This window comes from Streptomyces sp. NBC_00038 (assembly GCF_026343635.1).
In the GTDB taxonomy this organism is placed as follows: Bacteria; Actinomycetota; Actinomycetes; order Streptomycetales; family Streptomycetaceae; genus Streptomyces.
Map to the genome: position 1 here is coordinate 7777053 of NZ_JAPELQ010000001.1, position 15166 is coordinate 7792218.

Genomic DNA, 15166 nt, shown 5'->3' on the forward strand with positions numbered 1-15166 from the left:
GTGCCCTTCACGGGCGTCGGCCGTTATGTGGCGACGCCCGCCCGCGCCCAGTGGCACGCCACCTGCGTCTCGGCACCCCCGCCCAGCACCTCCAGATCCTGCCCACGGCACGCGTCCGCCACCCCCGCCCGCTCCGCCTCCCCGCTCGCCAGGATCTGACAGCGCGCGTGGAAACGGCAGCCGGAGGGGATGCGCGACGGGTCCGGGGGCTCGCCGGTCAGCACCACCGGGTCGCCCGGGGCTTCCGGCAGGACGGACAACAGGGCCTGGGTGTACGGGTGCTGAGGTGCCGTCAGAACCTGTTCGACCTCGCCCGTCTCCACGATGCGGCCCAGGTACATCACCGCGACCCGGTCGGCGATGTTCCACGCCAGACCCAGGTCATGGGTCACCACCAGGGCGGACAGGCCGAGTTCGGCGCGCAGCCGCAGGAGCAGGGCCAGGATCTCGCCGCGTACCGAGGCGTCCAGGGAGGCCACCGGCTCGTCGGCGACGATGAGTTCGGGCTCCAGGACGAGCGCGCCCGCGATGACGACACGCTGGCGCTGGCCGCCGGACAGCTCGTGCGGGTAGCGCAGGAAGAAGCGTTCCGGAGGGCGAAGTCCCGCCCGGGAGAGGGCTTCCGCGACCGCAGCCCGCTCGTCGCCGCCGTACCGGTGGATGCGCAGGCCCTCGGCGACCGCGTCGTACACCGTGTGCCGGGGGTTGAGGGAGCCGCTCGGGTCCTGGAGGACCAGCTGGACGCGTTTGCGGTACGCCTTCAGCGAGCGCGAGGAGTAGTCGAGGGGCTTGCCGTCGAACGTGACGCGGCCCCCGGTCGGCGGGACGAGACCGAGCAGGGAGCGCGCCAGCGTCGTCTTGCCGCAGCCCGACTCGCCGACCAGCGCGACGATCTCGCCGCGCCGGATGTCGAGGTCGACTCCGTCGACGGCACGGGCACGGTCGGCACCGTGGCGTCCGGGGAAGGCGATGTGCAGGCCCTCGGCGCTGAGCAACGGTGATGTCGTCGCGGGAGGTGTCGTCATGGAGTGCTCCTGGCTGGTTCCGCTTCCACGCCCGCGTCCATGTGCACGCAGGCCGCCCACCGTCCCGCACCCGCGTCCCGCAGTACCTGGTCCTCCGTCACACAGGAGTCGAGCGCCACCGCGCACCGGGAGTGGAACGTACAGCCGGACGGCAGCGCCGACGGATCCGGCGGGTCGCCCGGCAGGCCGCGCGGCGCGAACCGCGAAGCCGTGTCGCCGATGCGCGGGAAGGCGGCCGACAGCGCTTGGCCGTAGGGGTGTCGGGCATCCTCGTAGACCTGCTGCGCGGGCCCTTCCTCGACCACCCGCCCCGCGTACATCACCGCGAGCCGGTCGCAGGTGTCGGACAGCACCGCGAGGTCGTGGCTGATCATGATGAGGCCCAACTCCTGCTCGGTGACGAGCTGTTGGATGAGGCGGAGGATCTGCGCCTGGATCATCACGTCGAGCGCGGTGGTCGGTTCGTCGGCGATGACGAGCCGGGGATCGCAGGCCAACGCCATGGCGATCATGACGCGTTGGCGCTGGCCGCCGGAGAGCTCGTGCGGGTAGGCGTCAGCGCGGGCGGTGGGAAGGCCCACGTGTTCGAGCAGCTCGGCGGTCTTCCGCTTCGCGCCCGCCGGAGTCGCCTTCTTGTGCAGCAGGATCGGCTCGGCGATCTGGTCGCCGATGCGGTGCACGGCGTTCAGCGAGTGCATCGCGCCCTGGAAGACGATCGAGGCGCCCGCCCAGCGGACCGCCCGCACCCGGCCCCACTTCATCGTCAGTACGTCCTCGCCGTCGAGCAGGATCTCGCCGGTCGTGCGTGTGCCGGCTGGCAGCAGCCGGAGCAGCGCGAGCGCCAGTGTGGACTTGCCGCAGCCGGACTCGCCCGCGATGCCGAGCTTCTGGCCCGCGTCGAGCGCGAGGTCCACACCTCGTACGGCGGCCGCTCCGCCCGCGTAGGTCACTTCGAGGTTCCGGACCTCCAGGAGACGGTGACCGGTCGTATTCGGTTCGGTCGGAGTGCTCAACGTGCCACCCCCAGCTTGGGGTTGAGGACCGATTCGACCGCGCGCCCGCACAGCGTGAACGCCAGCGCGACCCCCGCGATCGCGATACCCGGTGGCACCAGATACCACCACTTCCCGGCGCTGACCGCGCCCGCCTCCCGCGCGTCCTGGAGCAGCCCGCCCCACGACACGACCGTCGGATCGCCGAGACCGAGGAACGCGAGCGTCGCCTCGGCGAGGATCGCGGAGGAGATGATCAGAGTCGTCTGGGCCAGCACCAGCGGCATCACATTCGGCAGCACATGGCGGGACATGATGTGCCAGTGCCCGCCGCCGAGCGCCTTGGCCCGCTCGATGTACGGCCGCGACTCCACCGCCAGGGTCTGCGCGCGCACCAGCCGGGCCGTCGTCGGCCAGGTCGTGACACCGATCGCCAGGATGATCGTGCCGAGCGACCGGGACATCACGGTCGCCAGCGCGATCGCCAGGACGAGGGTCGGCATGACCAGGAACCAGTCCGTGATCCGCATCATCACGGTCGCGAACCAGCCCCTGAAGTGTCCCGCGGTGATCCCGATGAGCGCGCCGATCGCCACCGAGAGCACGGCGGCGAGCAGCCCGACGAGCAGGGACACCCGGGCGCCCCACACCACGAGCCCGAGCAGATTGCGCCCGAACTGGTCCGTCCCCAGCGGGAATTCGGCGCTCGGGCTCTCCATCGGACCGCCCGGCGCGTTCGTCACGCTCTGCACGTCGGAGCCGACGGTCAGCGGTGCGGTCAGCGCGATGAGCGCGAAGAGGCCGAGGGCGGCGAGGCCGAAGACGCCTGCCCGGTGGGTGCGGTACTGCTTCCAGAAGCGGGCGGCGGAGGCGCGGCGGCGTTGCCGGGCGAGAGCCCGGGGACTCTTCGCGGACACCGGTGCGGCCTGCTCGGCCGCGGTGGATTCGGTTGTCATCGGCCCACCCGTGGATCCAGCAGCGGATAGATCAGATCGGCCAGCGTGTTCATCACGATCACCGCCGCCGCGAAGACGAAGAACAGCCCCTGCACCAGGGGCAGATCGGGCACGCTGAGCGCCTGGTAGAAGAGCCCGCCCAGGCCCGGCCAGGAGAAGACGGTCTCGACGAGGATGACGCCCGCGACCGTCCGGCCGAGGTTGATGAAGATCAGCGTCACGGTCGGCAGCAGGGCGTTGGGCACGGCATGGCGGCGCCGTACGAGGTCGTCCCGCAGACCCTTGGCCCGGGCCGTCGTCAGATAGTCGCTGCCCATCTCGTCTAGCAGTGCCGAACGCGTGACGAGCAGTGTCTGCCCGTACTCGACGGCGACCAGTGTCACCACCGGCAGCACGAGATGGTGGGCGACATCGACGACGTACGCGAAACCGGTCTCGCCCCCCGACTCCATGCCGCCGGTCGGGAAGAGACCGGGGATCGGGCCGATGCCCACCGAGAAGACGATGATCAGCAGGAGCCCGAGCCAGAAGGACGGGATGGAGTAAAGGGTCAGCGCCAGACCGGTGTTGAGGCGGTCACCGACCCCGCCGTTGCGCCACGCGGAGCGGGTGCCGATGAAGATGCCGAGCGCCGTGTACAGGATGAACGAGGTGCCGGTGAGGAGGAGGGTGTTCGGGAGCGCCTCGGTGATCTTGTCGATGACGGGGGCGCGGAACTGGTACGACGTGCCGAGGTCACCCGTGAGCGCCTTGGCGCAGTAGTCCGTGAACTGTTCCCACATCGGCAGGTCGAGCCCGAACTCCTTGCGGTAGTTGGCGAGTTGTTCCGCCGACACCTGACGGCCGCCCGTCATGTACTTGACGGGGTCGCCGGGGATGAGCCGGAAGAGGAAGAAACTGGTGACGAGGACGGCGAGCAGCGAGACGGCCGCGCCGCCCAACTTGCCCGCCACATACCGCGGATACGCGGTCCTGGTGCCCGCCCGCGGCCTGCGGACCGACGGCCCGGCCTCAGCCGGACCGCCGGTCGCCTCGACCAGCGAGGGTGTTGCTTCAGCGGTCATGGACTCTCACTCGGTGGAGGCAGCTCGCTGCTCGTGGCTCCGTAGTGGCGGTGTGCGTGGCTCGGTAGTGGTGGTGTGTCAGTGGTGGCGTGCGTGGGGCTACTCGCGGTCTTCGGCGGTCGAGCGGCGCCGCATCGCGAAGAACGCCCCGGCGCCCACGAGGACGACGACGCCCGCGACGATGCCGATGATGACCCCCGTCGAGCTCGAACCGTCGGAGGACTCACCGGAGGAGGCCGCCGGAACCGCCGACCACCAGCTCCAGTAACCGTCCTGGCCGTAGATGTTGCCCGCGGCCTTCGGCATCGTCTCGATCGACTCGATCTGGTCGGTGCGGTAGGCCTCGACCGCGTTCGGGTACGCCATGACGTTCATGTACCCGGTGTCGTACAGCCGCGATTGCATCTGCTTGACGAGGTCCGCCCGTTTGGCGGTGTCGTACTCGGCGAGCTGCCGGCCGTACAGGTCGTCGAACTGCTTGTCGCAGATGAAGTTGTCGGTTGCTCCGGTGTCCTTGGGGGTCGCCGGGAGCGCGCCGCAGGTCTGGATCGACAGGAGGAAGTCGGGGTCGGGGTTGGCCGACCATCCGTCGAAGGCGAGGTCGTACGTGCCGGCGAGCCAGGGATCGGTCACGTTGTCCAGGCAGTTGAGGGTGACGCCGATGCCGAGCTCGCCCCACCACTCCTTCAGGTACTGTCCGACCGCCTTGTCGTTCGGGTCGGTGGCGTGGCACAGGACGCGGTAGTCGATCGGCTTGCCGTTCTTGCCGACGCGCTTGCCGTCACCGTTCTTCTTGTAGCCCGCCTCGTCGAGGAGCCGGGCCGCCTCGGCCGGGTCGTACGACAGTTCCTGGCTCGCGGACGGCTTCCAGGAGTACTCCGCGAAGCGTGGCGGGATGTAGCCGGCGCCTTCGACGGCGTGACCCTGGAAAACCTTGTCGAGGAGGGCTTTGCGGTCGACGGCCATGAACAGCGCCTGCCGCACCTTCTCGTTGAGCAGTGATTCGTGCCCGTCACCGAACTTCTGCCCGTTCTTGGCCTGGGCGCCCGGGTTGACGGCGAGCGCGTAGAAACGGCGGCCCGGCGCGTCGTTGACCTTGATGTTCTTCTGGGTCTCGAGGGTGGCCGCCTGGGCGGGCGTCAGACCGAAGGTGAAGGACACCTCGCCCTTCTGCAGGGCGGCGACGGCGGCGTCGTTGTCCTTGTAGTACTTGAAGACCAGCTCGTCGAACTTGGGCGAGCCGCGCCAGAAGCTCTTGTTGGCCTTGAGCCGTACGTAGCTGTCGGCCTTGTAGTCGGTGAGGACGAACGGTCCGTTGCCGACGATCGGGAAGCTCTTGTCGTTGTTGAACTTCGAGAAGTCCCCGACCTTCTCCCAGACATGCTTGGGCACGATCGGCACGTCGAGCGCGGCCATGGTGGCCTGCGGCTTCTTCAGCTCGATGACGAGTTCGGTGGGGCTGGGGGCCGTGACCTTCCTGAAGTTGGCTACGAAGCTGCCGTTGGCCGTGGCCGCGCCGTCGTCGGACATGATCTTGTTGAAGGTCCAGGCCGCGTCCTCGGCGGTGGCCTGCTCGCCGTCCGACCACTTGGAGTCGGAACGGATCGTGTAGGTCCACGTGAGCTTGTCCGCCGAGGGTTCCCACTTGGTGGCGAGGCCTGGGATCGCGTGGTTGTCCGCGGGGTCGTAGTTGGTCAGGTACTCGTACATGAGCCGGTGAATGCTCGTACTGACCAGGCGGCTCGCCAGGAACGGGCTCAGCGAGTCGACACTCTGCGCGACCGCGACGGTGAGGACGTTCTTGTCCGCCTTGGCCTGCGCCTGCTGGGGTGCCGGGTTGAGTGGGGTCGCGAGCCCGGCGGTGAGAGTGAGCGCCGCGGCTCCCGCGGCGGCGATGAGCCGCAGGAGCCTTCTGCCGTGCTGATGCTGTCTGTTCATGGGTCGGTGACCTCGCGTCATCGCTCGCACAGGGATGGCTTGTTGAACTGCTGGACCACGTTGATCAGGGGGACGCCGGCGGGGTTGGTGTGTGTGTCTACCAGCGGCGGTCTCCGCGAGTCAACGGCGCATGAACCCCATGTGGCCTGCGGAAATAACGAGTTGACGCCCATTTTTCACTCATTGGTTCAGACCGCTGAAGCCCTCCAGGTGAGGGCCTGACGGCGGGAAACGCCCATGGATACGCGCAGGGCCCGCACCGTACGAAGACGGTGCGGGCCCAGGCGGAATCGGTCCCCGAAAGGGGCCGATCGGGTTACTGCTGAGGGGGTGCCGGCGGCTGGAAGGGTTGGCCGGGCTGGGGGTACGGCTGTCCCTGCGGCGGCGGATAGGCCTGTCCCGGCTGCTGCGGGTAGCCCTGTCCGGGCTGTTGGGGGTAGCCCTGTCCGGGGTGCGGCGGGTAGGGCTGACCGGGCTGCGGCGGATACGGCTGTCCGGGCTGGGGCTGCTGCGGAGGCTGGGGGGCGGGCGGGGCCTGACCCGGGGCCGGCTGGCCAGGGGCCTGCTGATACTGCTGCCCCGGCGCCTGCTGGTACTGCTGCCCCGGCAGCGGCGGCGCGGCCACCGGCGGCGGGTTGCCGTCCGACGTCCAGAGCCCGTGGGACTGCTGGTGCCGCGCGATGTCCTCGGCCACCAAGGCGGAGAGGTTGAAGTACGCCTCCCGCACCTTGGGCCGCATCATGTCGAGGTCGACCTCGGCGCCCGCGGCCAGGTGCTCGTCGAAGGGCACGGTGACGACGCCCCGGCACCGCGTCTCGAAGTGGGAGACGATGTCCTCCACCTTGATCATCTTGCCGGTCTCCCGCACACCGGAGATGACGGTGATGGACCGGGAGACGAGATCCGCGTACCCGTGCGCCGACAGCCAGTCCAGCGTCGTACTGGCGCTGCTCGCACCGTCGACGGACGGCGTCGAGATGATGATGAGCTGGTCGGCGAGGTCGAGCACACCGCGCATGGCGCTGTACAGCAGACCCGTGCCGGAGTCGGTCAGGATGATCGGGTACTGCTTGCCCAGTACGTCGATCGCGCGCCGGTAGTCCTCGTCGTTGAACGTGGTCGACACGGCCGGGTCGACGTCATTGGCGATGATCTCCAGGCCGGAGGCGGCCTGGGACGTGAACCGCCTGATGTCCATGTACGAGTTGAGGTACGGGATCGCCTGGACGAGGTCACGGATGGTGGCCCCGGTCTCGCGGCGCACGCGGCGCCCGAGCGTGCCCGCGTCCGGGTTGGCGTCGATCGCGAGGATCTTGTCCTGCCGCTCGGTGGCGAGCGTCGAACCGAGCGCGGTGGTCGTGGTCGTCTTGCCCACGCCGCCCTTGAGGCTGATGACGGCGATCCGGTAGCACGACAGCACCGGCGTCCGGATCAGGTCCAGTTTCCGCTGCCGCTCGGCCTCCTCCTTCTTCCCTCCGAGCTTGAACCGCGAAGAGGCGGCAGCCGGACGACCGCTCTTCGCCTTCTGCTTCTTGTTGTTGAGCAGCCGGTCGGAGGAGAGCTCCACCGCCGCGGTGTACCCGAGAGGGGCGGCACCGGGGTTGGTGGGCTGGCGCTGGTCGTGCTGCACGGGCTGCGGCCAGGCCGTCCCGGCGCGGGGGTCGACGGGCGCGTGCGCCTGCGGGGGCTGTGCCTCGTACTGCTGCTGTACGGGCGGTTGGCCGGGCTGCGGTTGCGGCTGCCCCTGCTGCGGGTACGGCGGGGCCGCTTGCGTCGGCGGGACCGGGGGACGCGGGTCGGCGGGGGGTACGGACTGCGCGGGCTGGTGCGGGAAGCCGTAACCGGCTTGTGGTGCCGACGAGTTGGGCGCCTGCGGGACGGGCGGCTGATTCGGGAAGCCGTAACCGGCCTGCGGCGCGGGGGAGTTGGGTACCTCCGGCGCGGGCTGCTGCGGGGGGAAGCCGTATCCCGGCTGCGGGGCCGGGGGCTGCGGAACCGCGGGTGCTACCTGCTGCGGGAAGCCGTAAGCGGGTGCCGGGGCAGGCGGGTTGGGCGCCGCCGGAGCCGGACCGGGGCCAGATGCGGGGGCGCCGGGCTGCGGGAATCCGTAGCTGCCCTGCGGGGTGGGGCTCGGGGCCGGGACGCTGGGCTGCGGGAACCCGTAACTCCCCTGCGGTGCCTGAGCCGGAGCCTGCGGTGGCGCCGGAACCGGGTTCTCGACGGCGGGCGGGTACACCGGTGCTGGCGCCTGCGCCGGTCCGGTGGCAACGGGCGCGCTGGGGGAGGGCCACGCCGGTGCCGTGGGCTGGGGGGCGGGCGGCTGGAATGGCTGGCCCGGCTGGGGAGCGGGGGGCTGGGCTTGGAACGGCCGGCCGGGTGCGGGGGCCGGTGCGGGCGGCTGGAACGGCTGGCCCGGTGCGGGTGCGGCCGCATGCGTCTGGGGCGGCACAGGTGCCTGACCGGCCTCGGTCACGGCGGGCTCGGTGGACGCGGGCCACTGCGCGGCGGGAGCGGGCGCCGCAGGCTGGTAGGCGGGCGGCAACGGAGGCAGCCCACCCTGGGGCAACGGCGGCGGAGCCCATGCGGGGGGAGCGTCCTGAACGGCCTCGGCTGCGTTGGACACGGCTTCGGGCTCTACGTCCTGGGGCTCTACGTCCTCGGGCTCTACGTCGTGGGGCACGGCGTCGTGAGGCTCCGCGTCATGGAGCTTCGTGTCCTGAGGCGGAACGTCCTGAGGCGGAACGTCCTGAGGCTGAATGTCCTGAGGCTGAATGTCCTGAGGTTCCGCATCCTGCGGTTCGGTCACCGTCGCGTCGGGCCGCTGCGGCACGTCGTCATCGGTTGCCGCGTCGACCGCATCGCCGTCGGCCGCGGCGTGCAGTTCCACTACGTCGGCGATGTCCGCGGCCTCCGGGACAACCGCCTCGTCGGACGCATCACCCGCGTCGGAGGCGGCCACCTCGGCGTCGACCTCGACCTCGACCTCGGCTTCTTCGTCCGGGTGTACGTCGTTGCTGTCGCCGTCCTCGGCATCCACCGAGGAGGTCTCCACGGACTCGGACTCTGCTTCGGGCTCGGGCTCCGCTTCGGGCTCGACCGAGGGGGCGACCACGACCTCAGGCTCGACCACAACCTCAGCGGAGCCCTCCGCCGTTTCCTCTTCCGAGACCGGATCCGGCGCCGGAGACGCACCCGCCCGCTCCGCGAATTCACGCTTCAGAGCGACAGGGGAGATCCGCATCGTGGCGCCACTCTCAAGATCCCCGTTCTCGGAGTCGGCGTCTGTCCCGCCCGCACCCTCGCCGGAAGAAGCGACGACCGGCGGACCCGGAACGGCGGCAGGCGGCGGCGACCACTGGGGCGGAAACCCACCCGCGGAGAAGTTCGGCAGAGCCGTCGGCCCACCGGCACCGGGCCCAGGCACCGCGGCCGGGGGAGTCGGCTCCACCGTCTCGGGCTCGGGTTCGGGCTCCGGCGCCGAGGACTCCTCGTCCGGGTCCGAACCCTCCGAAGCCCCTGACCCCCCCGACGCGTTCTGCGTGTACCAGGCCGGCGGCGCGTAGTCGATAGTGAACTCGCCCGTCGTCTCGACGGCGGACTCCGCGTCGGAGTGGTCATCGCCGGGTGTGGCCCAGCCCCCGCGGTTCCCGTCCCGATCGCTGTTCACAGTTCCTCCTGGTGTGGTCGAGCACCCTCATGCCGTGCCGGGGCGACCGTCTCTTGTCGTGCGAAGTCGTCCGAAGCTGTCCGAGGTCGACCGATCCACCCGGCTATCCCCCTGGACGCGGGCGGCCGTGCACGGGTCTGGCGTCGCGCCCGGTCCCAGCCTAATCACCACGACTGTCAGTACGGCAGGCCCGTCCACCCCACCGCTGCTGCCCACTACGACACATCCTGCCCAGAGGAGGCGTAAACGTTCTCCCCAACGATGAATAAAACGGGTGATAGTGGTGAACAAGTCGAACAGAAGAAGGTGTGAAACGACCTCAAACCCCCTATTTCTGGCGGAGGTTGTGCCGGATCGGTCCATCCTGCGTGGCGTACCCAACAATCCGGTCTCGGCGGCGGTGCGGCGTGAGTACCGACTTCCGTAGGAGAACTCCGGAGCCCTCAAGGCGGCCGTTATCGAGGCGGCCGAGGCACAGCTGGGGACGCGTTCAACATGACGACGGTGGAAGGGGACCCGCCACGCTCGCGCCAACCACCAAGCGCCGCCCGACCTACCGCGGACGCGACGCCGCCCCCGACACCAACCCCGACCCGGCTACTCGGCCGGCACGCCACCGTTGTGCGGCGCGGGCTCCAGATCGAACTCCCCGTCCCGCGCCCCGAGCACGAACGCCCGCCACTCCGCCTCCGTGTACCGAAGCACGGTGTCGGGGTCGAGCGACGACCGCATGGCCACGGCGCCCTCCGGCAGATACGCGATCTCGACGCGCTCCTCGTGCTCCTCGGTACCCGGAGCGCTCTGCCACTCGACGCCGGAGATGTCGAGGGCGTAGAGCTCGTTCTTCTCCCGCTCCTTGCGCGCCTCGACGTCCTCGGCCTGCGTCTCGACGCCGTTGTCCTGTCCCTCGGCCATGGTGCGACGGCCCCTTCCTGACACACGAACGAACTGTGCGTTCACCCTACTTGGCAGAGCGTGTTCCGTACGGGGGAATGGGCAGGTCACGACCCTGGCCGGCGCGGGACGAACGGGTCTCTCCAGGCTGGTACCCTGTGTAACGGCCGCTTGTGTACGCACCCCCAGAGCTCACCGCTCCGGAGGCCGCGCCCGGCGGATCCCGCCTCCCGAGTAACGGAAGCTCCCCTGAGATGTGGACCAGGGGCACTCGGTGGCACACCACAGACTACGAGGAGTACGCGTGTCGCTCGACGCCGCAACGAAGAAGCAGCTCATCAGCGAGTTCGGTCAGAAGGAGGGCGACACCGGCTCCCCCGAGGTCCAGGTCGCCATGCTTTCGCGCCGGATCTCGGACCTGACCGAGCACCTCAAGACCCACAAGCACGACCACCACTCCCGCCGTGGTCTGCTGATCCTGGTCGGTCAGCGTCGCCGCCTGCTGCAGTACCTGGCCAAGAAGGACATCCAGCGCTTCCGTGCGCTGGTCGACCGCCTTGGCATCCGCCGCGGTGCGGCGGGCGCCAAGTAAGACGCCGTGAAGGGAGCGGTTCCCACTTCTAGGGAGCCGCTCCTTTTGCTGTTTGCGCCCCGCGTACGGACCGCTCCACGTGGTCCACGGGCGGATCGCGGTACACGCTCTACGTGCGGAGTGTCACTGACGCTTTGTACTGTGGTAGCACAACGCAATACGCATGACACAGGACGTACGGCACGAGCCCGTACGACACAGCGTGATGGCGCCCCACCCGCCGGGTAGGGCAGCGTCACGAAACTGAACGAGGAGAAGCGCACCTCGCCGCCGCCGGTCCTCGGTAGTGGCCCCCGGGAAATGCGAACCCGGGTGCTTCGATCGAAGACCGGCCAGCACCAGAAGGAGCGCTTCTCCGCCACTGCCCCCCTGCCACACGGGCAGGACGGGGCGAAAGACGAAAAGTATCGGAGAAAACGCTAGTGGAGAACGAGACCCACTACGCCGAGGCCGTTATCGACAACGGTTCCTTCGGCACCCGCACCATCCGCTTCGAGACGGGCAGGCTGGCCAGGCAGGCCGCCGGCTCCGCCGTCGCGTACCTGGACGACGACACCATGGTGCTGTCGGCCACCACCGCCTCCAAGAAGCCCAAGGAAAATCTCGACTTCTTCCCCCTCACGGTGGACGTCGAGGAGCGGATGTACGCCGCCGGCAAGATCCCCGGCAGCTTCTTCCGCCGCGAGGGCCGTCCTTCCGAGGACGCCATCCTCACCTGTCGCCTGATCGACCGCCCGCTGCGCCCGTCCTTCAAGAAGGGCCTGCGCAACGAGATCCAGGTCGTCGCGACGATCATGGCGCTCAACCCCGACCACCTGTACGACGTCGTGGCGATCAACGCCGCCTCCGCGTCCACGCAGCTGGCCGGTCTGCCCTTCTCCGGCCCGATCGGCGGCGTCCGCGTCGCGCTGATCAACGGCCAGTGGGTCGCGTTCCCGACGCACACCGAGCTCGAGGACGCCGTCTTCGACATGGTCGTCGCGGGCCGCGCCCTGGAGGACGGCGACGTCGCGATCATGATGGTCGAGGCCGAGGCCACCGAGAAGACCATCCAGCTGGTCGCGGGCGGCGCCGAGGCGCCGACCGAGGAGGTCGTCGCCGCCGGTCTGGACGCCGCGAAGCCCTTCATCAAGGTGCTCTGCAAGGCCCAGGCCGACCTCGCCGCGAAGGCCGCCAAGCCGACCGGCGAGTTCCCGGTCTTCCTCGACTACCAGGACGACGTCCTGGAGGCCCTGACCGCCGCGGTCAAGAGTGAGCTCTCCCAGGCGCTCACCATCGCCGGCAAGCAGGACCGCGAGGCCGAGCTGGACCGCATCAAGGAGATCGCCGCCGAGAAGCTGCTCCCGCAGTTCGAGGGTCGCGAGAAGGAGATCTCCGCCGCGTACCGCTCGCTGACCAAGTCCCTGGTGCGCGAGCGCGTCATCAAGGACAAGGTCCGCATCGACGGCCGTGGCGTCACGGACATCCGTACGCTCGCCGCCGAGGTCGAGGCCATCCCGCGCGTGCACGGCTCGGCGCTGTTCGAGCGTGGCGAGACCCAGATCCTGGGCGTCACCACCCTCAACATGCTCCGCATGGAGCAGCAGCTGGACACCCTCTCCCCGGTGACCCGCAAGCGCTACATGCACAACTACAACTTCCCGCCGTACTCCGTCGGTGAGACGGGCCGCGTCGGCTCCCCCAAGCGCCGCGAGATCGGCCACGGCGCGCTCGCCGAGCGCGCGATCGTGCCGGTCCTGCCCACGCGCGAGGAGTTCCCCTACGCGATCCGTCAGGTGTCCGAGGCCCTCGGCTCCAACGGCTCGACGTCCATGGGCTCGGTCTGCGCCTCCACCATGTCGCTGCTCAACGCCGGTGTGCCCCTCAAGGCCCCCGTCGCCGGTATCGCCATGGGTCTGATCTCCCAGGAGATCGACGGCCAGACGCACTACGTCGCCCTCACCGACATCCTCGGTGCGGAGGACGCCTTCGGTGACATGGACTTCAAGGTCGCCGGCACCAAGGAGTTCGTCACCGCCCTCCAGCTCGACACCAAGCTGGACGGCATCCCCGCCTCCGTCCTGGCAGCGGCCCTCAAGCAGGCCCGCGACGCCCGCCTCCACATCCTCGACGTGATGATGGAAGCGATCGACACGCCGGACGAGATGTCCCCGAACGCCCCGCGGATCATCACGGTCAAGATCCCCGTGGACAAGATCGGTGAGGTCATCGGCCCCAAGGGCAAGATGATCAACCAGATCCAGGAGGACACCGGCGCCGACATCACGATCGAGGATGACGGCACCATCTACATCGGTGCCCAGCAGGGTTCGCAGGCCGAGGCCGCGCGCGCCACGATCAACTCGATCGCCAACCCGACCATGCCGGAGGTCGGCGAGCGCTACCTGGGTACGGTCGTCAAGACCACCACCTTCGGTGCGTTCGTGTCGCTGCTCCCGGGCAAGGACGGACTGCTGCACATCTCGCAGATCCGCAAGCTCGCCGGCGGCAAGCGCGTGGAGAACGTCGAGGACGTGCTCGCCGTGGGCTCCAAGGTCCAGGTCGAGATCGCCGAGATCGACTCCCGCGGCAAGCTCTCCCTGATCCCCGTGGTCGAGGGCGAAGAGGGCGACGACAAGAAGGACGACACCGACAAGTGACGTCGAGCAGCTCCACGGCGACGGCCCGCACCTCTTCTGAGGCGCGGGCCGTCGCCCGTACCCAAACCCTCATCAAGGGCGAGAACGGCATCGGTACGGTCCGCAAGACCACCCTCCCCGGCGGCCTGCGCATCGTCACCGAAACCCTCCCCTCCGTACGCTCCGCCACCTTCGGCATCTGGGCGCACGTCGGCTCCCGCGACGAGACGCCGACCCTGAACGGCGCCACGCACTACCTGGAGCACCTGCTCTTCAAGGGCACCCAGAAGCGCAGCGCCCTGGACATCTCCTCCGCCATCGACGCGGTCGGCGGCGAGATGAACGCGTTCACGGCGAAGGAGTACACGTGCTACTACGCGCGCGTGCTCGACACCGACCTCCCGCTCGCCATCGACGTCGTGTGCGACATGCTCACCGGCTCGCTGATCGAGCAGGCGGACGTCGACGCCGAGCGCGGTGTGATCCTCGAAGAGATCGCGATGACCGAGGACGACCCGGGTGACTGCGTGCACGACCTGTTCGCGCACACCATGCTCGGCGACACCCCCCTCGGCCGCCCGGTCCTCGGCACAGTCGACACGGTCAACGCCCTCACCGCCGACCGCATCCGCCGCTTCTACAAGAAGCACTACGACCCGACGCACCTGGTCGTGGCCTGCGCGGGCAACGTCGATCACAACAAGGTCGTACGACAGGTCCGCGCCGCCTTCGAGAAGGCGGGAGCCCTCAAGGGCCCCGACGCCGTCCCGTTCGCGCCGCGGGACGGCCGCCGCGCCATCCGCACCGCTGGCCGCGTCGAACTGCTCGGCCGCAAGACCGAGCAGGCCCATGTCGTCCTCGGCATGCCGGGCCTGGCCCGTACCGACGAGCGCCGCTGGGCCCTGGGCGTCCTGAACACCGCCCTCGGCGGCGGGATGTCCTCCCGCCTCTTCCAGGAGGTCCGGGAGAAGCGCGGCCTGGCCTACAGCGTGTACTCGTACACCTCGGGCTTCGCCGACTGCGGCCTCTTCGGCGTGTACGCGGGCTGTCGCCCGAGCCAGGTCCACGACGTGCTCAAGATCTGCCGCGACGAGCTCGACCACGTCGCCGAGCACGGCCTCTCGGACGACGAGATCGGCCGCGCCATCGGCCAGCTCCAGGGCTCCACCGTCCTGGGCCTGGAGGACACCGGCGCGCTGATGAACCGTATCGGCAAGAGCGAACTGTGCTGGGGCGAGCAGATGTCCGTCGACGACATGCTGGTCCGGATCGCTTCGGTCACCCCGGACGAGGTCCGCTCGGTCGCCCACGACATCCTGGGACAGCGGCCCTCGCTGTCGGTCATCGGCCCGCTCAAGGACAAGCAGGCGTCCCGTCTGCACGACGCGGTCGCATAAGCCCTCGACCGTCCTCGACTAAG

The 15166-nt window shown here is 69.5% G+C and carries 10 protein-coding genes; 3 read left to right on the forward strand and 7 right to left on the reverse strand.

Annotated features, from left to right (window positions below):
* Window positions 1-23: 23 nt before the first annotated feature.
* The 7 genes from OG219_RS35205 to OG219_RS35235 all read right to left on the reverse strand — a co-directional run bounded on the left by OG219_RS35205 (window position 24) and on the right by OG219_RS35235 (window position 10557).
* Entirely contained in the window at window positions 24-1025 is a 1002-nt protein-coding gene (locus OG219_RS35205) for an ABC transporter ATP-binding protein (protein ID WP_266833449.1), read from the reverse strand.
* A complete protein-coding gene (locus OG219_RS35210; protein ID WP_266833451.1) occupies window positions 1022-2038 on the reverse strand; it encodes an ABC transporter ATP-binding protein in 1017 nt (338 codons plus the stop codon). Before OG219_RS35210 ends, OG219_RS35205 begins: the two co-directional genes overlap by 4 nt.
* On the reverse strand, window positions 2035-2973 hold the full coding sequence (locus OG219_RS35215) for an ABC transporter permease (protein ID WP_266833453.1): 939 nt from the start codon (window positions 2971-2973) through the stop codon (window positions 2035-2037). The genes OG219_RS35210 and OG219_RS35215 overlap by 4 nt, the downstream gene beginning before the upstream one ends.
* Complete coding sequence (locus OG219_RS35220) at window positions 2970-4037, reverse strand: ABC transporter permease (RefSeq protein WP_266833455.1); 1068 nt, start codon at window positions 4035-4037, stop codon at window positions 2970-2972. Before OG219_RS35220 ends, OG219_RS35215 begins: the two co-directional genes overlap by 4 nt.
* Window positions 4038-4136: 99 nt before the next feature.
* Window positions 4137-5975, reverse strand: a complete 1839-nt coding sequence (locus OG219_RS35225; RefSeq protein ID WP_266833456.1) for an ABC transporter substrate-binding protein — start codon at window positions 5973-5975, stop codon at window positions 4137-4139.
* Between the two features lie 316 nt (window positions 5976-6291).
* On the reverse strand, window positions 6292-9642 hold the full coding sequence (locus OG219_RS35230; protein ID WP_266833458.1) for an SCO5717 family growth-regulating ATPase: 3351 nt from the start codon (window positions 9640-9642) through the stop codon (window positions 6292-6294).
* A 597-nt stretch (window positions 9643-10239) separates the two neighbouring features.
* The gene (locus OG219_RS35235) at window positions 10240-10557 is read right to left on the reverse strand and encodes a DUF397 domain-containing protein (protein ID WP_266833460.1); all 318 of its coding nucleotides are present in this window, start codon (window positions 10555-10557) and stop codon (window positions 10240-10242) included.
* A gap of 283 nt (window positions 10558-10840) precedes the next feature.
* Here OG219_RS35235 and rpsO point away from each other — a divergent pair, with 283 nt between their 5' ends.
* The 3 genes from rpsO (at window position 10841) to OG219_RS35250 (ending at window position 15143) form a co-directional block, all read left to right on the forward strand.
* Entirely contained in the window at window positions 10841-11128 is a 288-nt protein-coding gene (gene rpsO, locus OG219_RS35240) for a 30S ribosomal protein S15 (protein WP_019064787.1), read from the forward strand.
* Between the two features lie 422 nt (window positions 11129-11550).
* The gene (locus OG219_RS35245; protein WP_266833462.1) at window positions 11551-13767 is read left to right on the forward strand and encodes a polyribonucleotide nucleotidyltransferase; all 2217 of its coding nucleotides are present in this window, start codon (window positions 11551-11553) and stop codon (window positions 13765-13767) included.
* On the forward strand, window positions 13764-15143 hold the full coding sequence (locus OG219_RS35250) for a pitrilysin family protein (protein WP_266833464.1): 1380 nt from the start codon (window positions 13764-13766) through the stop codon (window positions 15141-15143). The genes OG219_RS35245 and OG219_RS35250 overlap by 4 nt, the downstream gene beginning before the upstream one ends.
* Window positions 15144-15166: the final 23 nt, after the last annotated feature.